We start from the raw sequence: 20,355 nt of genomic DNA on the forward strand, positions 1-20,355 counted from the left end.
GCGATGCTGTCCCGTCCGGCACCGAGCGTGACGGGTCGGCGCCCAGAGGTTCAGGTGTGCCTCACCTAAGAATGGAAAAGTCTGTCGTTGATAAATTCGTGGCGTCTGGGGAAATGGCGATCTCTGGTTTATCGTCGGGAGTGACCGCGCTTAGATCTGAGATGAGGCCGCTATGACGCAGATGTTGGAAATGCCCCGCGTGCAGACCTGTTCGGTGAGCGCATGCGGTTACAACCACGACGGGTGTACGGCGTTCGCGATCACCATCGGCAGTTCGAACTCCGAGTGTGACACCTACGTCGACAGCGGTGACAAGGGTGGCACCGGTCAGGCGTTGGCGCAGGTCGGGGCCTGTAAGCGGGCCGACTGCATGCACAATACCGACCTCGAGTGCCACGCGCCGGCCATTGTTGTCGGGCCCTCGGCGGACAAGGCGGACTGCCTTACGTACGAGGCTAAGTAAGCCTTTCCTTAGTTTCGCGCCCGTCGCCTGATGCACACCAGGCGGCGGGCGCGTTTCTTTTGTTTCCGCGCCATTTTCTTAGGCAAGCCTTCGTTTATCGGCGGGCGATGGAAATCATCCGCCCGGGAGGATGACCAATCCGCGAATCCACCCGGGATTGCGCCGCGGCGCCGATGGGGCTACCGTGCAAGTAAGTACTTACTTACGGCGCGAGGCGCGCCACGGTGTGACGGAGGCGAGCATGAGCACCATCGACGAGCTCGGGCGGGAGAAGTACCTGCTGCTCGAGACGCTCAAGCGGGACGGCACCTGGGTCGGCACCCCGGTCAACCTGGTGGTCAGCGAGGGGCGGGGCTACTTCAAGTCGTACGACGCCTCGGGGAAGGTCAAGCGGCTGCGTAACTTCCCGGAGGTTCGGGTCGCTCCGTGCACGATGCGGGGGCGGGTCACCGGCGAGCGCGTGGCGGGGAAGGCTACGTTGCTGGATGGGCAGGGCGCCGACGCGCGGCGGGCGGAGAAGATGCTCGCGCGCAAGCACCCCTTGCTGCAGGGGCGGCTGGTGCCGGCGTTCCACCGGCGCAAGGGGTTCACGACGCTGTACTACGAGCTGACGGTGGAGTCGAGCTGAGCACCAAGGACACGATCGTGACCGCCGCCATGGACCTGTTCGGGCGGCAGGGCTACCACGCCACGACCATCGCGCAGATCGAGGCGGCGGCGGGGCTCTCGGCGGGAGCCGGCGGGCTCTACCGCCACTTCAGGAGCAAGCGGGCGCTGCTCGAGCAGGGGCTCGACCGGCAGGCGGCGGCGGGGCAGCAGCTCACCGACTACCTCGCCGGCGATCTGCCGGCCGATCGGCGACAGCGCTTCCTGGCGGTCGCCCGGGCCGGTCTCGCCCGGCTGGCGGAGGAGCGCGACGTCAACCGGCTCCTGCTGCGGGATCTGGCCGAATTCCCCGAGCTGCTTGATCGCGTACGGGATAAAGAACTTCGCCGTGTGCATCTTGGTGTCACGGCGTTCCTCCGCCGGGAGCTGCCCGCCGACGAGGATCCCGAGGCCACCGCCGCCGTGGTGATGGCGGCGATCAGCCACTACTGGATCATGGCTGACGTCTTCGGCGGCAACCACCCGCACGAGGTTGATACTGAGCGTTTCCTGAGGGCACTCGTGCGTCTTGTCGTACCCGAAGGGCAGGATGTGCCTACAGAAACGTAGTGACACTGGAGGGGGAGCGTCGTGCGCGCTGTGTACCGGGTTCTCGCCATGTTGATCGCCGCCGGGGTTGTGGTGCAGGCCTGTGCCATCGCCTACGCGCTGTTCGACATCCTGCACAAAACCGACGACGGCCAGGTCTTCACGAAAGACTCCGACAACGCCGGCATCGCCGTGCACCAGGTGGTCGGCGAGATGATCGTGCCGCTGCTCGTGCTCCTGCTGCTGATCGTGTCGTTCTTCGCCGCGATCCCGGGCGGAGTCAAGTGGGCCGCGATCACGTTCGGCGTGCTGGTGCTCCAGATCGTCCTGGCCTACGCGAGCTTCCCGGTGCCGATCCTCGGCGTGCTGCACGCGATCAACGCGTTCGCCCTGGCCGCGGTCGCCTCGATCGCCATGCGCCAGGCGCGGCTCGCCGGCTCGGCATCGACGAGCGCGCCGGTCGCGGCCTGAGCCGTGCGCCGCTCTGTCAAGATCGGCATCGCCGTGGGGGCGACGGTGGCGATCCTCGGGCCGCTGGGCTACTTCTGGCAACGGAGCCTCGTCCCCTCGACCTACAACATGGCGACCATGGGGTACGCGGACTTCGGCGGCGGCCCGCAGACCGGTCACGTGCACGGGGCCGGCGGCCTCGACGTCGCGACCCTGACCGGCCCGAGCACCGGCGATCCCGACGTCGCGGTCACGCTGACGGCGCGCAAGGAGAAGAGCGGGAGATACACGCTCAACGGCGTCACGCCCGGCCCCGAGATTCGGGCGGTGAAGGGCCAGCTCGTCCAGGTCACGCTGGTCAACGACAACGTGACCGACGGCGTCACCCTGCACTGGCACGGCGTCGACGTGCCGAACGCGGAGGACGGCGTCGCCGGCGTCACGCAGGACGCGGTCCAGCCCGGCGGGCGGTACGTCTACCGGTTCGTGGTGCAGGACGCGGGCACGTTCTGGTACCACTCGCACCAGGTCTCGCACGAGCAGGTGAAGCAGGGCCTGTTCGGGGCGCTGGTGGTGACCGAGCCGGTGTTCTCCGAGGGCATCGACCAGGTCGTCGCGGTGCACACCTACGACGGGCGCCGCACCATCAACGGCCAGGCGGGCGAGTCGGCGCTGGCCGCCCGCCCCCAGCAGGTCGTGCGCGCCCGCGTGATCAACACGGACGCCCAGCCGCTGCGGGCCTGGGTGACGGGCGCGCCCTACCGGATCGTGGCGATCGACGGCCGCGAGGTGCATGGCCCGACCGACATTTCCGATAAGTCGGTCATCGTCACGGCGGGTGGGCGGGTTGATCTGAGCTTCACCGTGCCGGCCTCGGGGGCAGTGCGCGTCGATGTGGGTGCGGGGACGGCCGTGGTCTCGGGTGGTGCCAAGGCGGTGGTCGAGCCGAAGGCGACGGTGGACTTTCTGTCCTACGGCGCGAAGGCGGAGCTCGGGTTCGACCCGGCCAAGGCGAACCGGAACTTCGACTACCGCATCGGGCGGCGGGCGGGCTTCCTCGACGGCAAGCCGGGGCTCTGGTGGTCGATCAACGGGCATCTCTTCCCGGACGTGCCGATGTTCATGGTCGGCACCGGGGACATCGTGAAGATGACGATCGCCAACAACAGCGGCGAGGTTCACCCCATGCACCTGCACGGCCATCATGCGGTGGTGCTCAGCCGCAACGGGGTCGCGGCGACCGGGAGCCCGTGGTGGTTCGACTCGCTCGACGTCGGGGACAACGAGACCTACGTGATCGCCTTCGTGGCCGACAACCCGGGCATCTGGGTCGACCACTGCCACAACCTCCAGCACGCCGCCGACGGGCTGATCGCCCACCTCGCCTACACCGACGTGCGCACGCCGTTCGAGGTGGGTGGCGAGGCGGGCAACAAGCCGGAGTGACCCGCCGCCGCGGCCCGTCGCTCGCGCGTATAGGTGAGCAGAGCTGCGGGCCGCCGCGCGCGTCGGTCGCGCGTATAGGTGAGCAGAGCTGCGGGTCGGCGCGTGCGTCGGTCGCGCGTATAGGTGAGCAGAGCTACGGGCCGGCGCGCGCGTCGGTCGCGCGTATAGGTGAGCAGAGCTACGGGTCGGCGGTGGGCTACAGGTACATGCCGGTCGCGGGGGGCGTGGCTGGGACGGTGACCGGCTGGGCGCCCGTGCGCAGGGCGTAGAGCTCGGCCAGCGTCGCGCCGTCGGGGCCTATTCCGCGGGATGTTCCCAGCCACGCGGCCGCCTCGGCGTACGGCAAGCGCCCCACCTCGATGCTGGCCAGGCACCGCCCGGGCCGGATGACCGCGGGGTGCAGGGTTGCCAGGTCCTCGTTCGTGGTGATCGCGATCAGCGCGTTGCGGCCCTGGCCGAGCAGGCCGTCGGTGAGGTTGAGCAGGCGCGACAGCGACTGGCCGGCCGACGCCTTGGCCTCGCCGTTGATCAGCTCGTCGCAGTCCTCGAGCATGAGCAGGCGCCAGCGCGGCTCCTCCTCGTCGCTGCCCAGGGCGACGCTCATCAGGTACGCCGGGTCGCTGAACAGGCGCTCGGGATCGAGCACGCAGTCGACCTGGCACCACGAGCGCCACTGCTGGGCCAGCGCGCGCAGCGCCGTCGTCTTGCCGGTGCCGGGCTCGCCGTGCAGCAGCAGGAGCCGGCCGTTCACGACCGAGCCGTCCAGCGACATGAGCCGCTCGAGGGTCTGCGCGACCGGGCTCGCGTAGTTGGTGCGGATCTTGTCCCAGGGCGCGGCGTCGATCTCGCGCGGCACCCGGCGCGGTCCGTGCGGACCGAAATGCCAGAAGCCGATGGGTACGCTGTCGCCCGCCGGCGCCGGTTCCTCGACCGCGCCCGCGGTGGCCGCCTCCAGCACCGAATCGGCCAGCTCGGACGTCACCGCGGTGACCGTGACCCGCGCCCGCCGGCTCTGCTTCCAGCGCATGACGTGCAGCGTCCAGCCCTCGCCCACGGTGAGCCGGGCCTGGCCGTCGTCCTCGACCGCGTCCCGCACGACCCGGGCGTCCTCGGTGCTCAGCGGGGCTTCGGCGCGCACGTTCTCGAGGTACTTGCTGCGGCCGAACGGCTCGCGACCGGTCACGAACGCGTCGAGCGCGAGCAGGTCGACCACGTCCACCAGGCGGTCGCCGTCATCGACGGACCCGGACAGCGGCACGCCGACGGGAGCGGGCGACGAGGCCGCCTGCTCCACGGCGCGGCCGGCGTGCCGGTCGACTGACTGATGGGGCGTACGCATGTTGCCATGATCGACCATCGATGCCCGTGAGGCAGCCGATTTTCCGGAGGTTGGCCCGATTGGGGGCGGCCCGAAATTTGATCTTCCAACAAGCCGGGCTAAGGTGAGGCAACCCTAACAACTGGAGGTCCGAGCATGTCCCTCTCCCGCCGCCGTTTTCTCTTCGGGGCCGCGGGTGTCGCGACGGCCGGCCTGCTGGCCGCCTGCGGTGACTCCGGCGAAGGCGAAGGCGAAGGCGACGCCGCCGCCGCGCCGGCCGCGTCTTCCCCGAACAAAGAAGCCACCTTCCCGGCCAAGGTCACCCACCAGTTCGGCACCACCACGGTCGACGCCGCGCCGTCCCGGGTCGTGTCGCTCGGCTGGGCCGACGCCGACGTGCTGCTGGCCCTCGGCGTCGTGCCGGTCGGCATCCTCGACTGGTTCCAGGCCTGGCCGCAGGGCGTCGGCCCGTGGGCGCAGGGCAAGCTCGGCGGCGCGACCCCGCAGGTGCTGAAGGGCCCGGAGATCAACTTCGAGACCGTGGCGTCGCTGCGTCCCGACCTGATCACGTTCACCAAGTCGGACAACGTCAAGGCCACGTGGGAACAGCTCGAGAAGCTCGCGCCGACGCTCTCCGGTCCGGCGGGCTCCCAGCCGTACGGGACCACCTTGAAGGACCAGACCACGATGATCGCGGAAGCGCTGGGCCGCAAGGCCGACGGCGAGGCGCTCGTCGCGGCCACCGACAAGGCCCTCGCCGACGCCAAGGCCGCCAACCCGGCGTTCGCCGGGAAGACCGTCGTGGTCGCGGCCGCCTTCAACGGGCAGTACGGCGCCTACACCCGCGGCGACGGGCGCGTGCAGTTCATGGAGGCGCTCGGGTTCACCAACTCGCAGAAGATCGAGGACCTGAAGCCGGCCAGCTTCTACGCCTCGATCTCCAAGGAGCAGGTCGGGCTGCTCGACGCCGACCTCACCGTCATGTTCGGCATCGGGGCGGGCGCCGAGCTCAAGAAGGACACGGTGCTCACCAGCATTCCGTCGGCCAAGGACGGGCGGCTGCTGATCATCGACGACGCCGACCTGGTCAACGCGTTCTCCACGAACTCGGTGCTGAGCACCCCGTACACGATCGAGAAGTTCGTTCCGATGGTCCAGGCAGCCCTGAAGTGAGCACGGGCGCGCGCGGTCTCGGCCTGGTCGCCGCGACCGCCGCCCTCGTCACCGTCGCCCTGCTCAGCGTGGCGATCGGCACCAAGAACATCCCGGTCGGCACCGTCTGGGACGTGCTGACCGGGCACGGCGGAGGCTCGGAGGATGCGCGGATCGTGCTCGATCTGCGCATCCCGCGCACGCTGATCGGGCTCGCCGCCGGCGTCGCGCTCGGCCTGGCCGGCGCGCTCATGCAGGCGCTGACCCGCAACCCGCTCGCCGACCCGGGCATCCTCGGGATCAACGCGGGCGCGGCCGCCGCCGTCGTGCTCGCCATCCGGGTGCTCGGCGTCTCGACGCTCACCGGCTACATCTGGTTCGCGTTCTTCGGCGCGGCCGCGGCGTTCCTGATCGTCTACCTGCTCGGCACCCGCGGGCGGGCCGCCGCCTCCCCGGAACGGCTCGCGCTGGCCGGCGCGGCGATCGGCGCCGCCCTGCTCGCGGTCACCAACGCGGTCGCGCTGCTCGACGTCACCACGTTCGACCGCTACCGCCTGTGGACCGTCGGCACGCTCGCCGGCCGCGACCTCGACGTCTTCCTCGGCGTGCTGCCGTTCGTCGCGGTCGGCGCGATCATCGCGCTGGTCCTCGGCCCGGCGCTGAACGTGATCGCGCTCGGCGAGGACACCGCCCGCGCGCTCGGCGCCAACCTCGGCCGCACCCGGGTGCTCACCGCCGTCGCGATCACGCTGCTCTGCGGCGCGGCCACGGCGGCGGTCGGGCCGATCGCCTTCGTCGGCCTCGCGGTGCCGCACCTGGCCCGCGCGCTGGTCGGTCCCGATCAGCGCTGGCTGCTGCCGTACTCGCTGATCCTCGCCCCGACGCTGCTGCTGGCCGCGGACATCGTCGGCCGGGTGGTGACCCGGCCCGGCGAGCTGCCGGCCGGCCTGGTCACGGCGTTCCTCGGGGCGCCGGTCTTCATCGCGGTGATCCTGAGGCGAAGGATCGTGCACCTGTGAGGCGCCGCGTCGTTCTGCTCTCCGTGCGTCTTGATCTTCGGACGCTCGGGGTGAGCCTCGGCCTGCTCGTCGCGGTGGCCGCGGCGGTGATCGTGACCGTCATCGGCGTGGGCGTGCGGCTGCCCCTCTCCGACATTGTGGATATTTTGCAGGGTGGCGGCCGTCGGGCCGACCGCTTCATCCTGCTCGACCTGCGCCTGCCGCGCCTGTGCCTGGCCATGCTGGCCGGCGCCGCGCTCGCGCTCTCCGGCGCGGTCTTCCAGAGCCTCTCGCGCAACCCGCTCGGCAGCCCCGACATCGTCGGCTTCACCACCGGCTCGGCGACGGGCGCGGTTCTGGCGATCGTCGTCTTCGGCAGCGGCCCGGCGGGCGCGGCGGCGGGGGCCATTCTCGGCGGTCTGGCGTCGGCCATTTGCGTGTACGGGTTGGCAGCGCTCGGCGGCGGATCCATTCGCCGGGTCGTGCTCGTCGGGATCGGCATCAGCGCGATGCTGGTGGCGCTCAACAGTTTCCTGATCTCGCGGGCCCGCCTCGACGCGGCGCAGTCGGCCGCGGTCTGGCTCGTCGGCACGCTCAACGGGCGGACCTGGGACTACGTGCGCCTGCTCGGCATCGCGCTGCTCGTGCTCACGCCGCCGCTGCTGTTGCTCGCGCCGCGACTGCGGATGCTGGAGATGGGTGACGATGCGGCACAAGCATTGGGCGTACGGGCGGGAAGGTCGCGTTTGATGTTGATCGGTCTCGCCGTCGCCGTCTGCGCGGTGGCCACGGCGGCGACCGGTCCCGTGGCCTTCGTGGCGCTGGCCGCGCCGCAGATCACCCGGCGGCTGACCCGCGCGCCCGGTTTGCAGCTGCTCCCGTCGGCGGTGATGGGCGCGTTGCTGTTGCTGGTCAGCGACCTGGTGGCGCAGCGGTTGTTCGCCCCGGCGCAGCTGCCGGTCGGCGTGGTGACGGGCGCGGTCGGCGGCGTGTACCTGGCTTGGTTGCTCGGCGTGCAGTGGCGAAGGGGGAGCGCATGACCCGGCTTTCGGGAACGGACCTGACCCTCGGGTACGACCAGCGGGTCGTGGCGACCGGGCTCGACGTCGCCATTCCGGACGGGTCGTTCACGGTCATCGTCGGGCCGAACGCGTGCGGCAAGTCGACGCTGCTGCGGGCGCTGGCCTCGTTGCTGACGCCGCGCCGGGGACAGGTCGTGCTCGACGGGCAGGCGATCTCCTCGTACCGGTCGAAGGAGGTGGCCCGCCGGCTCGGGCTGCTCGCGCAGTCGGCGATCGCGCCCGAGGGGATCACGGTGGCCGATCTCGTGGCCCGGGGCCGTTACCCGCACCAGAGGCTGCTGCGCCAGTGGACGCCCGAGGACGAGGAGCAGGTCGCCTCGGCGATGTCGGCGACCGGTGTTTCGGCGCTGGCCGACCGTCCCGTGGACGAGCTGTCCGGCGGCCAGCGGCAGCGCGCCTGGATGGCGATGGTGCTCGCCCAGCAGACGGGGATCCTGCTGCTGGACGAGCCCACCACGTTCCTGGACATCGCGTACCAGATCGAGCTGCTCGATCTCTGTGCCGACCTCAACGAGCAGGGCCGCACGCTGGTGGCCGTGCTGCACGACCTCAACCAGGCGGCCCGGTACGCCACGCACCTGATCGCCATGAAGGCGGGCGCGATCGTGGCCCAGGGTCAGCCGGCCTCGGTGATCACCGCCGCGCTCGTCGAGGAGGTGTACGGCCTGCGCTGTCAGGTGATCGCCGACCCGCAGACCGGGACCCCGCTCGTCATCCCCGCGGCTAGGCGTCGGCCCGCGTCAGCACGAACAACGGAATGACGCGCTCGGTCTTCTTCTGATACTCGGCGTAGTTGGGGAACGCCTCGACCGCCCGCTGCCACCAGACCTCGCGCTCGTCGCCCGCGGTCTCGTGGGCGACGTAGTCGTGCCTCTCCGGCCCGTCCTGCAGCTCGACCCGCGGCTCTTTGCGCAGGTTGTAGACCCACACCGGGTGCTTGGGCGCCCCGCCCAGCGAGCCGACGACGGCATATTGGCCCTCGTGCTCGACCCGCATGAGCGCCGTCTTGCGCAGCTTGCCGGACTTGGCGCCGACCGAGGTCAGCACGATGACCGGCATCCCCCGCATGAACCCACCCTCGGCCCCGCCGGTGGACTCGATCTTCTCGGCCTGCTCGCGCGCCCAGTCGCTGGTGCTGGGGGCATATTCACCGCTCAATGGCATGTGTTCACCTTATGTGGGTTGGGGCGGTTTCTGCCTCGGCATGTGGGGGGCTTCCGCCTGAGCATGTGGGGGCTTCCGCCTGAGCATGTGGGGGGCTTCCGCCTCAGCGGACGCCGACGACGGCCGCGTCGGTGCCGCCCCGCCAGAGGATGCCGGCCTCGGTGAAACCGGCCACGCGCAGCGCGTCGACGTGCCAGAGCGCCGGCGGCGTCCACTCGTGGTTGTGCACGGCCGACGGGTAGATGCGCTCCCGCTCGGTCACCTTCGGCCCCAGGAACTCGTCGTCCGCCGCCCGCTTCCACCAGTCGCCCCACGAGGTCGCGGCGCCCGACGCGTAGCGGGCCTCCCGCACCATCCGGGCCCGCGCCCGCAGCCGTTCGGAGAGCGTGGGCAGCGACTCCTCGGGCATGTGGTCGGCGTTCACGAAGATCCCGCCGGGCCGCAGCACCTCGCGAATCTCCCCGTACAGCGCCGCCACCCGCTCGGCCGGCAGCCAGTGCAGCGCGGTGGCCGTGAGCACCGCGTCGAAGCCTTCGCCCGGCAGCTTCGCCCGCCACGAGGAATCGCCCAGATCCGCGTCGACGACGGTGGCCCGATCGACGAGGGTCGCCCCAGCGATCGCGAGCAGCACCGGGTCCTGGTCGAGGACGGTCACCTCGGCCCCCGGGAAGCGGGCCAGCGTGCGCAGCGCGATCGTGCCCGTGCCGCCGGCCAGGTCGAGCAGCCTCGGCGGCCGGCCGTCGGTCACCGCGCCGACCGCCGTGAGCATGGCGGCGAAGCGTTCCTCACGGTCGGGCATGAACGCCTGCTGCTGCCGGTCCCAGCTTTCCTGCCAGATCTGCGGGCTCTTCAGGTAAGCACTCATACCGTCATACGCTAGTTACCTTTCGGGTCGGACTCAAGGCGTGCGGCGAAGGCTCGGAGATCACGTCGCTCGATGGCCGCGGCCATCAGGCCGGGGAACGCGTCGGGCGTGCAGGCGAACGCCGGGACACCCAGCGCGGCGAGCGCGGCGGCGTTGTCATGGTCGTACGCCGGGGCGCCCTCGTCGGACAGGGCCAGCAGGACCACGACCTGAACGCCCGCCGCGGTCATCTCCGCGACCCGGCGCAGCATCTGTTCCCGGACCCCGCCCTCGTACAGGTCGCTGATCAGCACGAAGATGCTGTCCCGCGGCCGGGTGATGAGCTGCTGGCTGTAGGTGATCGCCCGGTTGATGTCGGTGCCGCCGCCCAGCTGCGTGCCGAACAGCACCTCGACCGGATCGCTGAGCTGGTCGGTCAGGTCGACCACCGCGGTGTCGAAGACGACCAGCGACGTGCGCAGCGACCGCATCGAGGCCAGCACCGCGGCGAACACCCCGGAGAACACGACCGAGGCCGCCATCGACCCGGACTGGTCGACGCAGAGCACGACGTCGCGCTGCACGGCCGTGGTGCGGCGGCCGTAGCCGACCAGGCGCTCGGGGATCACCGTACGCAGATCGGCCTGGTAGTGCTTGAGGTTGGCCCGGATCGTACGGTCCCAGTCGATGTCGGCGTGCTTGGGCCGGTTGATCCGCGCGGCCCGGTTGAGCGCGCCCGACACGGCGGCCCGGGTCTTCTGCTCGATGCGCTTCTCCAGCTGCTCGACCACGGTGCGGACGACCTGGCGGGCCGCGTCCTTGGTCTTGGCCGGCATCACCCGGTTCAGCGAGAGCAGGGTCCCGACCAGGTGCACGTCGGGCTCGACCGCGGCCAGCATCTCCGGTTCGAGCAGCAGCCGGGTCAGGTCCAGCCGCTCGATCGCGTCCGACTGCATGACCTGCACGACGGTGCTCGGGAAGTACTCCCGGATGTCGCCCAGCCACCGGGCTACCTTGGGCGCCGACCCGCCGAGCCCGGCCGACCGCTTGCTGCCCGGCGGCCCGTCGCCCTCGCCGCCCGCGTCGTAGAGCGCGGCCAGCGCGGCGTCCATCTGCCCGTCGCGGCCCTCGGCCTTCCCGAGCGCCTCGTCGGCGGGCCCGCCGAGCACCATCCGCCACCGGCGCGACCGTTCCCGCCCGGCCTCGTCGATCTCCTCGCTCACGGCGCCTCCCCAGCGACGGCGGTGATGATGTCGGGACCGGACAGCACGCCTATCTCGCGACCCAGCAAGACGGACAGCGTCGGCAAGACCTGATCGGCACGGGCCGGGTCGAAGCCGAGCCCACCGCGATCGGCCGACGCGCGCTTCCCGGCCACCCGCTCGCCGATCGCGCGGCGCTCACCGGCGTCGAAGGCCCCGAACGTCCGGCGGAGCAGCGGCAGCACGTCGTCGAACGCGTCGGCCGGAATGTCGGCGAGCCACCCGTCGAGCAGATCGAGCAGCCCGGCGTCGTGCACCAGCAGCAGCCCGCCGCCGGACAGGAAGCCCTCGACCCAGGCCGCCGCGTGCGCCGGGGGCGTGCCGATCGTGAGCGGGAGCCGCATCCGTCGCCGGGCCTCGGCCGCGTCCAGCCGCCCGGCGTCGAGCAGCAGGCGGGTGAGCCGCCCGGCCAGCAGGCCGTGCAGGTCGGCCCGGCCGGAGAGCGAGGAGAGCGTCACCAGCCACCGCGAGCGCAGGTCGTCGTCGGCGAGCAGGCCGATCGCCGCGTGCACGCCGTCGATCCGGTCGCGCAGCACCTTGGCCGCCTCGTCGGAGAGCGAGCCCACCGCCGAGGGCAACCCCGCGCAGACCCGGCCGAGCAGCGATGCGGTCACCGTCGCGAGCCCGGCCATGTCGGTGCGGCGCACGTCGCCGTACCGCAGGGTGCGGGCCAGTGCCGGGATCGCGGCCATCAGGTGGCCGACGTCGGCGTCCAGCGCGGCGCGCACGTCCAGGGCGGCGAGCACCGGCCCGTACGCGTCCCCCAGATCGGCCAGCAGACAGATCTCCACCAGGGCGGTCACGTCGGCGAGCGTCTCGGCGTCGTCGGCAGCCTTGGTCACCTTGGACGTCGCCGCCGACGCCACCGTGGTGCCGTACATGCTGCCCTCGACCAGCCGCACCGCGAACTCGGGCTGCCACCGCAGCTTCCACTCCTCGCGGAACGTGCCCATGCCCCGGCCCGACGCCACCGGCTCGCCCCACGGCACGTCGAACGTCCGCAGCCGATGCAGGAGCCGGCTGCGCCGCAGGTCGTTCTCCTTGCGCAGGTCGAGGTCGAGCGCCCGCTCGAGCGCCTCGGGCTTGAGCCGCAGCGAGCGCTGCTCGGCCGCCAGGTCCTTGGCCAGCGGCACCGCGGGCATCTCGTCGGGGACGCCGCCGAGCCGCTCGCCGACCACGAGCCGTTTGTTGATCAGCTCGACCCGCAGCGGCTCGGCGTCGCACATCACCGCCTCGGCCGCCTCGGTGACCTCGGCCAGCCCCGCGAGCGGCCGCCCCCGCATCGTCGCCAGCGTCTCGGCCAGCCGGGTCGCCTCGATGACGTGCGCCGACGACGTGGGCACCCCCTCGGCCCGCAGCACACCGGCCGCGTCGACCAGCCATCGCGGCACCACCTCGTCGGTGTGGGTGAAGAGATGGTGGTACCACCCCGGCGAACGCACCCCGGCGCCATAACCGGACCACGAGGCGAGGCGGCCGTACGTCCAGGGCACCCACGTGAACGAGACCTTCGCCTTGCGACGCCCCTTGAGCAGTGCCGCGTCATCCTTGGCCGCCACCTTGCGGGTCAGCGCCGGCACGTGCCAGGCCCCGCACACCACCGCGATCTCGTCGTGCGTCCGGCGCACCTCGCGCAGCACGGTCCGCATGTAAGCCTCGCGGACCAGATCGTCCGGGTCCTCGGGCGAGCCCTCCCGAATCTCCGTCATCGCCTCCGCGATCGCCTCGAACGCGGGCATGCCGCGATGCTCGACGACGTCCTCCCACCACCGCTCGGGATCGTCGTAGCCGGCCGCGCCGGCCAGTTCCCCGATCGGATCGACGGGCCGCTGGGCTGGTGCGTCCGGATCCGGTCGAGGAGCTGGAGAATCCGTCAATCGATGGGCGAACGGCAGGTCGAAGAAGCGCACCGGCACCCCGTTCGCCTCTGCCCACCGGATCGCCTGCCACTCGGGGGAGAACACCGCGAACGGCCAGAACGCCGCCCGCCGCGGGTCATCGGCGGCGTAGCCCAGCAACGCGACCGGCGGCTCCAAGCCGGCGTCGGCCACCCAGCGGACCAAACCGTCGGCCTCGGGCGGGCCCTCGACCAGCAAAATCGAGGGTGGGTGCGCCGACAGCTCGGACACCACCGCGCGGGCCGAGCCCGGGCCGTGGTGGCGGATGCCGTAGAGGCGCTCAGGCATCGCGGGCGGCCCGGTAGAAGTCGAGCCAGTCGGGGCGCTCGCGGACCACCGTCTCCAGGTATTCGCGCCAGACCACGCCGTCGGAGACCGGGTCCTTCACGACCGCGCCGACGATGCCGGCGGCCACGTCGCCGGGGTGCAGGGTGCCGTCGCCGAAGTGGGCGGCCAGCGCCATGCCGTTGGTGAGCACCGAGATCGCCTCGGCCGTGGAGAGCGTGCCGGTCGGCGACTTCAGCTTGGTACGGCCGTCCTCGGTGAGGCCGCTGCGCAGCTCGCGGAAGACGGTCACCACCCGCCGGATCTCCTCGAGCGCCGTCGGCACCTCGGGCAGGTCGAGCGACGCGCCGAGCTGGGCGACCCGGCGGGCGACGATCTCGACCTCTTCGTCGGCCGAGGCCGGCACCGGCAGCACCACCGTGTTGAACCGGCGGCGCAACGCGCTGGACAGCTCGTTGACCCCGCGGTCGCGGTCGTTGGCGGTGGCGATCAGGTTGAACCCGCGCTGCGCCTGCGCCTCGGTGTTGAGCTCCGGGATCGGCAGCGTCTTCTCGGAGAGGATCGTGATCAGCGCGTCCTGCACGTCGGACGGCACCCGGGTCAGCTCCTCGAGCCGGGCGATCGTGCCGGTGCGCATGGCCCGCATGATCGGGCTCGGCACGAGGGCCGCCTCGGTCGGGCCCTCGGCCAGCAGGCGGGCGTAGTTCCACCCGTACCGGATCGCCTCCTCGGCCGTGCCCGCCGTGCCCTGCACCAGCAGGGTCGAGTCGCCCGAGATCGCCGCCGCGAGATGCTCGGACACCCACGTCTTGGCCGTGCCCGGCACGCCGAGCAGCAGCAGTGCCCGGTCGGTGGCCAGGGTCGCGACCGCGACCTCGACGAGCCGGCGGGGGCCCACGTACTTCGGGGTGATCTTCGCGCCGTCGCCGAGCAGGTAGGTCACGACGGCCTGCGGGGACAGCCGCCAGCCGGGCGGCCGGGGCCGCTCGTCGGTGGTGGCCAGCAGGGCCAGCTCCTCGGCGTACTGGTCCTCGGCGTGCGCGCGCAGAACGGTCACTCGAACTCCTGAAACATCTCGTGGCGGAAGGTGAGCGTGCGGGCGAGCTCGGCCACCGGCCGCACCCGCGACTGGGCGCCGGGCTCCTGGTCGAGCTGCTGGGCGAGCCGGCCGACCGGCTCGGCCCATTTCGGCGGCATGGACAGCGACGCGGCCCGGCACAGCTCGCCGAGCTGCCAGGTGTGCCGGTCGGTGCGGACCCGGTGGGCGATGGTCTCGAAGACGGCGGTCGACAGCTCGTCGGACCAGTTGCCGGGGTGGATGGAGAGCAGCCGGTGGGCGAGGCCGTCGTCGCGCAGCAGCGCCTCGCCGGCCAGCCGGGCCAGCTCGTCGGGCGGCAGCACGAGGTGAAGGTCCCACCGGACGGACTCGCGCAGCATGTCGGCGCGCTCGTTCAGCAGCGCGATCGCCCACGCCGGGTCGTGCTGGGCGACGGCGGCCTTGGCCCAGCCGTGCATCAGTGCGGACTCCCAGTCGTTGCCGCGGGCCAGCCGCAGCATGGTGGCCGGGTCGGACCAGGTCGCCAGCGGCGCGCCGGCCAGCGTCTCCTCCAGCAGCCAGGCGCTCACGCCGAGCCCGCGGGCCGGGGTGGCGGCTACGCCGTCGCGGCGCAGGCCGGCGTCGAGCTCCTCGGGGGGAGAGACGACGAGCCGGCCCCGCATATCGAGCTTGACCGCCTCGGACGCGCGCGCGGACATGCGCCGGCCGAGCGACGAGCCGGGCAGCCCGCGCAGCAGGTCGAGCGCGGCCTCGCGGACCTCCTTGCGGCGGTCGTCGAGCGCCTCCTCGAGGAAGGCGTCGTCGTCGAGGGACAGGCCGGTGGCGAGCGCGGACACGAAGCGGGCACGGTCGTCGGAGGACTCCCGCGGCCAGGTCGTGGCGAGCAGCTCGCGGCCGCGCGCGGGGTCGGCCCGGCGCAGCTCGGTGAGGTAGCCGAGGCGCTCGCCGATCGAGCCCGTCTCCCAGGTGGCCGGCGACTCGGGCAGGACCACGGTCTCGTCGCGCAGCCAGCGCCAGTCGGCGCGCATGCCGGCCAGCCAGACGCCCCGGCGACCGGCGACCCGGGCCAGCGCCGGGCGGATCAGCGAGTTGCGCTTGCCCGCGTCGAGCAGCGCGGGCAGGGCGACCGGCGGCACGTGACCGCCCTGGGCCGCGGCCGCGGCGAGCCACTGGGCCAGCAGCTCCTGCGCGATCTGGCCGCCGACCGACGCGCCGCCGGAGAGGATGCGGATCAGCCGCACGCCGGTCGCGGGCGGCAGCGGCGGCGTGGTCTCGGACGGCGCGGCCGGCACCGGGGCGTGCCCGGCGGCCGGGGTGACGCCGGCGCGGTGCCGGGCGAGCGCGACGGCGGCCGACTCGAGCAGGGTGGCCTCGCCCGGCCAGGGGCGGCGGTTGGTGCCGACCAGGGCCGCGGCCAGCAGGTCGGGCGGCAGCTCGGGGCGGCGCGGGGCGCCCGGGTCGGGCATCGGCGGCGCGGCCGGGACGAAGCCGCCGGCGGTCCAGGCGGCGAGCGGGCGCAGGCCGGACGGCGACCACTCGGCGGCGACCGTGGCCGGGGTGGCCCCGCCGGCGGCGAGCAGCCACCACGGCTCGCGGTGACCGGGCGCGAGCGGGAGCGACTCGCCGGACTCGTCGACCAGCCAGCCGTCGTCGGTCGGCGTGACGCCGGCCAGCACGACCGGCGCGTCGAAGCGCCACGGCTCGCCCGCGACCGTGGCCGCGTAGCCGTTCAGCGCCTCGGTGAGCGGGACGGCGCCGTCGGGGGCGTGGAACGGCTCGGCGGCGCTCGCGCGGTCGGCGATCAGCGCCCGCAGCGGCACGTTGCCCGGATAGAAGGTGAGGTCGCCGCGGAACTCGGTGCCGGGCACCAGATCGGCCACCATCGGCTGGCCGGGCGCCGCGAACGACAGGATCAGCCCGAACCGGCCGGTTTTCGCCCCGCGCAGCCAGCTGCGCCGGGTGGTGAGGGCGCCGTCGTCGGTGTCGACCTGGCCCAGGACCTGCCAGCGGTCGGTGACCCGCGGGCCGGCCAGCACCTCCTCGGTGCCGACCGGGAAGCCGATGCGGCTGCGCACGGTCGCGGCCAGGTCGGCGGGCAGCTCGGGCAGCCGCTCGTGGCCGGCGACCAGCAGGCGCAACAGGGCGAGCTCGCCGAGCAGGCGGTCGGCCCAGTGCGGGCCGATGCCGGCGATGCTGCCCAGTCGCCGGACCGCGCCGGCCGCGGTCGGGGCCTGGGCGTCGACCAGGCGGGCGGCCATCGCCTCGAACGGCTGGGGCCCGCTGCGCTGGGCGCCGGCGAGACCCTGCCGCACCTGGTCGTCGAGCCAGCGGCTGAGCTCGGCCATGCCGGACGCGACGCGCTCGGCCCGGCGGACCGCGGTGGCCGGGTCGGGCGTCGCAGCGGCACGCGGCTTCTTGATGGAAGCCGCCCGCGCCGCCTGCCACTCCTGCGCGAACGCGGCCGGCGGCGCGCCGGACACATCGGACTCGGCCCAGAGCATCAGCAACCCGAGCGCGTGCTTGCACGGGATCTTGCGGCTCGGGCAGGAACAGCGGAACGCCGGCCCGGCGAGGTCGACGCAGACCTGGTAGGAGCGGCACAGTCCCCAGAGGATGTCGTCGAGCCGGCCCGTCGACGACCAGGACACGGGCGACGACAGACCACGCGCGGCCTTCAGCGACGAGGCGTCGGGGGCCAGCGTCTCGACCTGTGCGGGGGACCATCTCTCAACGGGCACGGGCAAACCCTAGACGCGCGGTACGACATTTTCGGCTACCCGGCGAGGGCCCATGAGAGAGTAGGGCTCGTGAAGGTCATCATCTTCGGCGCGACCGGAATGGTCGGGCAGGGCGTGCTGCGGGAGAGCCTGCTCGCCGCCGATGTCGAGGACGTTCTCGCGGTGGTCCGCTCGTCCACCGGGGTGCGTCACCCGAAGCTGCACGAGGCCCCGATCAGCGACTTCACCGACCTGTCGGGGGTCTCGCTCGAAGGGTACGACGCCTGCTTCTACTGCCTGGGCGTCAGCTCGGTGGGCATGGACGAGGCGGCGTACACCCGCGTCTCGTACGACTTCCCGATGGCGGCGGCCCGCGCGGTCGACCACGACGCCTGCTTCATCTACGTCTCGGGGGCGGGCACCAGCGCGACGAGCCGCCAGATGTGGGCGCGCGTCAAGGCCCGCACCGAACGGGAGATCATCGAGCTCCTGCCCAACGGTTACGCGGCCCGGCCGGGAATCATTCAACCGACCCATGGCGTACGGTCGAAAACGCGCATTTACAACACGATCTACACCGTGACCGGGCCGTTGCTGCCGCTGCTCGAGCGCGCCGCCCCGCGATACGTCACCACGACCGACAAGCTGGGCCGCGCGATGCTCCAGGTGGCGAGGGTGGGCTTCCCCCGCCACATCCTGGAGAACGTGGATCTCAGATAGCCCCGTGATCAGGCAGCCCGTGATCAGACAGCCCGTGATCAGACAGCCCGTGATCAGACAGCCCCGTGACCGGCGGGCACGACCTCGGACGGCTTCGGCGGCGGCGGGGGAGTCCCGTCCCCGAACGGCCGGCCGCCGAGCTTCTCCCGGCCGTGCTCGTCCATCCAGTTCCGCAGGTCGGGGCCGGCCGGCACGATCCGCGTCGGGTTGATGTCCCGGTGCACCACGTAGTAGTGCTTCTTGATGTCGGCGAAGTCGATCGTGTCGCCGAAGCCGGGCGTCTGGAACAGATCTCGCGCGTACGCCCACAGCACCGGCATCTCGCTGAGTTTCGTCCGGTTGCACTTGAAGTGGCCGTGGTAGACCGGGTCGAACCGGGCCAGCGTCGTGAACAGCCGCACGTCGGCCTCGGTGATCGTGTCCCCGACCAGGTAACGGCGCCCGGCGAGGTGCTCCGAAAGCTGGTCCAGCCGGTCGAACAGGCGGTGGTACGCCTTCTCGTACGCCTCCTGTGATCCGGCGAACCCGGCCCGGTAGACCCCGTTGTTGACGTCGGCGAAGACGAAGCGGTTGACCTTGTCGATCTCCTCCCGGAGCTCCGGCGGGTAGAGCTTGGGCGCACCGTCCCGGTGGTACCGCGTCCACTCCAGCGACATGTCGATGGTGATCTGCGCGAAGTCGTTGGTCACCACCTGCCCGGTCGGCACGTCGACGATGGCCGGCACCGTGATGCCCTTGTCGTACTCCGGGAACCGCTTGAGGAACGCCTCCTGGAGCCGCTCGATCCCGAGCACCGGGTCCGTGCCGCCGGGGTCGAGGTCGAAGGTCCAGCTGCGCTCGTCGTGGGTCGGCCCGGCGATGCCCATCGAGAGCACGTCCTCGAGGCCGAGCAGCCGCCGCACGATGATCGACCGGTTCGCCCACGGGCACGCCCGGCTCACGATCAGGCGGTACCGGCCGGGCTCGACCGGGTAGCCGTCCCGGCCGTCCTCGGTGATCCGGGTCGGGATGTAGCGCTGGTCGCGGTTGTATTCGCCGGAGGGATTCGCGTAGGCCATGCCACCAATCTGGCAGAGTTGCCGGATGGGAGCCAAGATTCGTGACTATCTCGCACGCTGGACCATATACGTGCCGATCGTGGCCGTCGCCGCGCTGATCCTGACCTGGGGACGGGACCTGCCACCGCCCGGCGTCGTGGCGATCGCCCTTCTCCTCGGCATCGCCGTGCTGGCGGCCGTGCACCACGCCGAGGTCGTCGCCCATCGGGTGGGCGAGCCGTACGGATCGCTCGTGCTCGCGGTGGCCGTGACGATCATCGAGGTCGCCCTGATCGTCACGCTGATGATCAGCGGCGGCGAGAAGACCCAGTCGCTGGCGCGGGACACCGTCTTCGCCGCCGTGATGATCACCTGCAACGGCCTGCTCGGCCTGTCGCTGCTGGTCGGCGCCGCCCGCCGGCACGTGGCCGTCTTCAACCCCGAGGGCACCGGCGGCATGTTCGCCACGGTCGCCATGATCGCGACGCTCTCGCTGGTGCTGCCGAGCTTCACCACGAGCCGCCCCGGCCCGCAGTTCTCGCCCGCCCAGCTCGGCTTCGCGGCCGTCGCGTCGCTGGCGCTGTACGCCCTGTTCGTGACCGTGCAGACCCGCCGGCACCGCGACTACTTCCTGCCGATCACCACCTCCGGCGAGGTCATCGACGCCGAGGAGCACGTCGACCCGCCGTCCGACCGTGCCGCGCTGACCAGCGTCGGCCTGCTGCTGCTGGCTCTGGTCGGCGTGGTCGGCCTGGCCAAGGGCGTCTCCCCGGCGATCGAGTCGGTGGTGAACGACGCCGGCCTGCCGCAGGCCGTGGTCGGCGTGGCGATCGCCCTGCTCGTGCTGCTGCCGGAGACGATCGCGGCGGTGCGCGCCGCCGCCCGTGACCGGGTGCAGACCAGCCTCAACCTGGCGGTCGGCTCGGCCATGGCGAGCATCGGGCTGACCATCCCGGCGATCGCGATCGCGATGATCTGGCTGCCCGGGCCGCTGCTGCTCGGCCTCGGCGGCACCCAGATGGTGCTGCTCGCGCTGACCGTCGCGGTGGGAACGCTGACGATCGTGCCCGGCCGGGCGAACGTGCTGCAGGGCGGCGTCCACCTGTCCCTGCTGGCCGCGTTCCTGTTCCTGGCGGCGAGTCCCTAGGTAGTGCGGGGGGGGGGGGGGGGGGGCGGGGGGGGGGGTGCCCACCGCCTCCGGGGAGCGGCTCTCCGGGCCCCGCCTTTTTTTTTTTCCCTCCGCGTGTTGGGTTTGGGGGGGGATTTCG

The 20,355-nt window shown here is 72.1% G+C and carries 19 protein-coding genes; 11 read left to right on the forward strand and 8 right to left on the reverse strand.

What is annotated here, in order from left to right; all coding sequences use genetic code 11:
• Positions 1 to 172: 172 nt before the first annotated feature.
• From ACZ6TB_RS13105 to ACZ6TB_RS13125, 5 genes are all read left to right on the forward strand, one after another.
• Positions 173 to 463 carry a DUF1540 domain-containing protein gene (locus tag ACZ6TB_RS13105; RefSeq protein WP_465553850.1) on the forward strand — a complete coding sequence of 97 codons (291 nt, stop codon included), beginning with the start codon at positions 173 to 175 and terminating at the stop codon, positions 461 to 463.
• A gap of 241 nt (positions 464 to 704) precedes the next feature.
• The gene (locus ACZ6TB_RS13110; RefSeq protein WP_465553852.1) at positions 705 to 1,091 is read left to right on the forward strand and encodes a PPOX class F420-dependent oxidoreductase; all 387 of its coding nucleotides are present in this window, start codon (positions 705 to 707) and stop codon (positions 1,089 to 1,091) included.
• A gap of 17 nt (positions 1,092 to 1,108) precedes the next feature.
• Entirely contained in the window at positions 1,109 to 1,678 is a 570-nt protein-coding gene (locus ACZ6TB_RS13115; RefSeq protein WP_465553854.1) for a TetR/AcrR family transcriptional regulator, read from the forward strand.
• A gap of 21 nt (positions 1,679 to 1,699) precedes the next feature.
• Positions 1,700 to 2,128: a hypothetical protein gene (locus ACZ6TB_RS13120; RefSeq protein ID WP_465553856.1), complete on the forward strand. Its 429-nt coding sequence runs from the start codon at positions 1,700 to 1,702 to the stop codon at positions 2,126 to 2,128.
• A 3-nt stretch (positions 2,129 to 2,131) separates the two neighbouring features.
• Complete coding sequence (locus tag ACZ6TB_RS13125) at positions 2,132 to 3,553, forward strand: multicopper oxidase family protein (protein ID WP_465553858.1); 1,422 nt, start codon at positions 2,132 to 2,134, stop codon at positions 3,551 to 3,553.
• A 196-nt stretch (positions 3,554 to 3,749) separates the two neighbouring features.
• On the opposite strand, the gene ACZ6TB_RS13130 is transcribed toward ACZ6TB_RS13125, so the two are convergent.
• Positions 3,750 to 4,892 carry a DUF5925 domain-containing protein gene (locus ACZ6TB_RS13130; RefSeq protein ID WP_465553860.1) on the reverse strand — a complete coding sequence of 381 codons (1,143 nt, stop codon included), beginning with the start codon at positions 4,890 to 4,892 and terminating at the stop codon, positions 3,750 to 3,752.
• 135 nt (positions 4,893 to 5,027) lie between these two features.
• Between ACZ6TB_RS13130 and ACZ6TB_RS13135 the strand changes: the two genes are divergently transcribed.
• From ACZ6TB_RS13135 to ACZ6TB_RS13150, 4 genes are read left to right on the forward strand one after another with little or no spacing between them, the layout of a single operon-like run.
• Positions 5,028 to 6,044 (forward strand): ABC transporter substrate-binding protein, encoded by a 1,017-nt coding sequence (locus ACZ6TB_RS13135; protein WP_465553861.1) that lies wholly within the window; start codon positions 5,028 to 5,030, stop codon positions 6,042 to 6,044.
• Positions 6,041 to 7,042, forward strand: a complete 1,002-nt coding sequence (locus tag ACZ6TB_RS13140) for an iron chelate uptake ABC transporter family permease subunit (RefSeq protein ID WP_465553863.1) — start codon at positions 6,041 to 6,043, stop codon at positions 7,040 to 7,042. The genes ACZ6TB_RS13135 and ACZ6TB_RS13140 overlap by 4 nt, the downstream gene beginning before the upstream one ends.
• Positions 7,039 to 8,061, forward strand: coding sequence for a FecCD family ABC transporter permease (locus tag ACZ6TB_RS13145; RefSeq protein ID WP_465553865.1), 1,023 nt, complete (start codon positions 7,039 to 7,041; stop codon positions 8,059 to 8,061). The genes ACZ6TB_RS13140 and ACZ6TB_RS13145 overlap by 4 nt, the downstream gene beginning before the upstream one ends.
• Positions 8,058 to 8,864, forward strand: coding sequence for an ABC transporter ATP-binding protein (locus ACZ6TB_RS13150; RefSeq protein WP_465553867.1), 807 nt, complete (start codon positions 8,058 to 8,060; stop codon positions 8,862 to 8,864). Before ACZ6TB_RS13145 ends, ACZ6TB_RS13150 begins: the two co-directional genes overlap by 4 nt.
• Here ACZ6TB_RS13150 and ACZ6TB_RS13155 read toward each other — a convergent pair.
• From ACZ6TB_RS13155 to ACZ6TB_RS13180, 6 genes are all read right to left on the reverse strand, one after another.
• Positions 8,827 to 9,267, reverse strand: coding sequence for a nitroreductase family deazaflavin-dependent oxidoreductase (locus ACZ6TB_RS13155; protein WP_465553869.1), 441 nt, complete (start codon positions 9,265 to 9,267; stop codon positions 8,827 to 8,829). The genes ACZ6TB_RS13150 and ACZ6TB_RS13155 overlap by 38 nt on opposite strands.
• 103 nt (positions 9,268 to 9,370) lie before the next feature.
• Positions 9,371 to 10,132, reverse strand: coding sequence for a class I SAM-dependent methyltransferase (locus ACZ6TB_RS13160; RefSeq protein WP_465553871.1), 762 nt, complete (start codon positions 10,130 to 10,132; stop codon positions 9,371 to 9,373).
• Positions 10,133 to 10,143: 11 nt separating this feature from the next.
• On the reverse strand, positions 10,144 to 11,334 hold the full coding sequence (locus ACZ6TB_RS13165) for a VWA domain-containing protein (protein ID WP_465553873.1): 1,191 nt from the start codon (positions 11,332 to 11,334) through the stop codon (positions 10,144 to 10,146).
• Positions 11,331 to 13,559, reverse strand: coding sequence for a DUF5682 family protein (locus ACZ6TB_RS13170; protein WP_465553875.1), 2,229 nt, complete (start codon positions 13,557 to 13,559; stop codon positions 11,331 to 11,333). Before ACZ6TB_RS13170 ends, ACZ6TB_RS13165 begins: the two co-directional genes overlap by 4 nt.
• Entirely contained in the window at positions 13,552 to 14,613 is a 1,062-nt protein-coding gene (locus tag ACZ6TB_RS13175; protein WP_465553877.1) for an ATP-binding protein, read from the reverse strand. The genes ACZ6TB_RS13170 and ACZ6TB_RS13175 overlap by 8 nt, the downstream gene beginning before the upstream one ends.
• Entirely contained in the window at positions 14,610 to 17,351 is a 2,742-nt protein-coding gene (locus ACZ6TB_RS13180) for an SWIM zinc finger family protein (protein WP_465553879.1), read from the reverse strand. Before ACZ6TB_RS13180 ends, ACZ6TB_RS13175 begins: the two co-directional genes overlap by 4 nt.
• A 69-nt stretch (positions 17,352 to 17,420) precedes the next feature.
• Between ACZ6TB_RS13180 and ACZ6TB_RS13185 the strand changes: the two genes are divergently transcribed.
• Positions 17,421 to 18,050: a Rossmann-fold NAD(P)-binding domain-containing protein gene (locus tag ACZ6TB_RS13185; protein ID WP_465553881.1), complete on the forward strand. Its 630-nt coding sequence runs from the start codon at positions 17,421 to 17,423 to the stop codon at positions 18,048 to 18,050.
• Positions 18,051 to 18,103: 53 nt separating this feature from the next.
• Here ACZ6TB_RS13185 and ACZ6TB_RS13190 read toward each other — a convergent pair whose 3' ends face one another.
• The gene (locus ACZ6TB_RS13190; protein WP_465553883.1) at positions 18,104 to 19,108 is read right to left on the reverse strand and encodes a glutathione S-transferase family protein; all 1,005 of its coding nucleotides are present in this window, start codon (positions 19,106 to 19,108) and stop codon (positions 18,104 to 18,106) included.
• Positions 19,109 to 19,133: 25 nt separating this feature from the next.
• On the opposite strand from ACZ6TB_RS13190, the gene ACZ6TB_RS13195 reads away from it, so the two are divergent.
• Positions 19,134 to 20,234, forward strand: coding sequence for a calcium:cation antiporter (locus tag ACZ6TB_RS13195; protein WP_465553885.1), 1,101 nt, complete (start codon positions 19,134 to 19,136; stop codon positions 20,232 to 20,234).
• Positions 20,235 to 20,355 lie beyond the last annotated feature (121 nt).

The organism is Actinoplanes sp. NPDC051537 (assembly GCF_055586105.1).

Excerpts from the sequence above, each read along its gene's own strand:
- ACZ6TB_RS13130 (WP_465553860.1), bottom strand. The coding sequence starts at position 4,892 with ATGCGTACGCCCCATCAGTCAGTCGACCGGCACGCCGGCCGCGCCGTG.
- ACZ6TB_RS13155 (WP_465553869.1), bottom strand. The coding sequence starts at position 9,267 with ATGCCATTGAGCGGTGAATATGCCCCCAGCACCAGCGACTGGGCGCGC.
- ACZ6TB_RS13105 (WP_465553850.1), top strand. The coding sequence starts at position 173 with ATGACGCAGATGTTGGAAATGCCCCGCGTGCAGACCTGTTCGGTGAGC.
- ACZ6TB_RS13135 (WP_465553861.1), top strand. The coding sequence starts at position 5,028 with ATGTCCCTCTCCCGCCGCCGTTTTCTCTTCGGGGCCGCGGGTGTCGCG.
- ACZ6TB_RS13110 (WP_465553852.1), top strand. The coding sequence starts at position 705 with ATGAGCACCATCGACGAGCTCGGGCGGGAGAAGTACCTGCTGCTCGAG.
- ACZ6TB_RS13170 (WP_465553875.1), bottom strand. The coding sequence starts at position 13,559 with ATGCCTGAGCGCCTCTACGGCATCCGCCACCACGGCCCGGGCTCGGCC.
- ACZ6TB_RS13160 (WP_465553871.1), bottom strand. The coding sequence starts at position 10,132 with ATGAGTGCTTACCTGAAGAGCCCGCAGATCTGGCAGGAAAGCTGGGAC.
- ACZ6TB_RS13150 (WP_465553867.1), top strand. The coding sequence starts at position 8,058 with ATGACCCGGCTTTCGGGAACGGACCTGACCCTCGGGTACGACCAGCGG.
- ACZ6TB_RS13190 (WP_465553883.1), bottom strand. The coding sequence starts at position 19,108 with ATGGCCTACGCGAATCCCTCCGGCGAATACAACCGCGACCAGCGCTAC.
- ACZ6TB_RS13195 (WP_465553885.1), top strand. The coding sequence starts at position 19,134 with ATGGGAGCCAAGATTCGTGACTATCTCGCACGCTGGACCATATACGTG.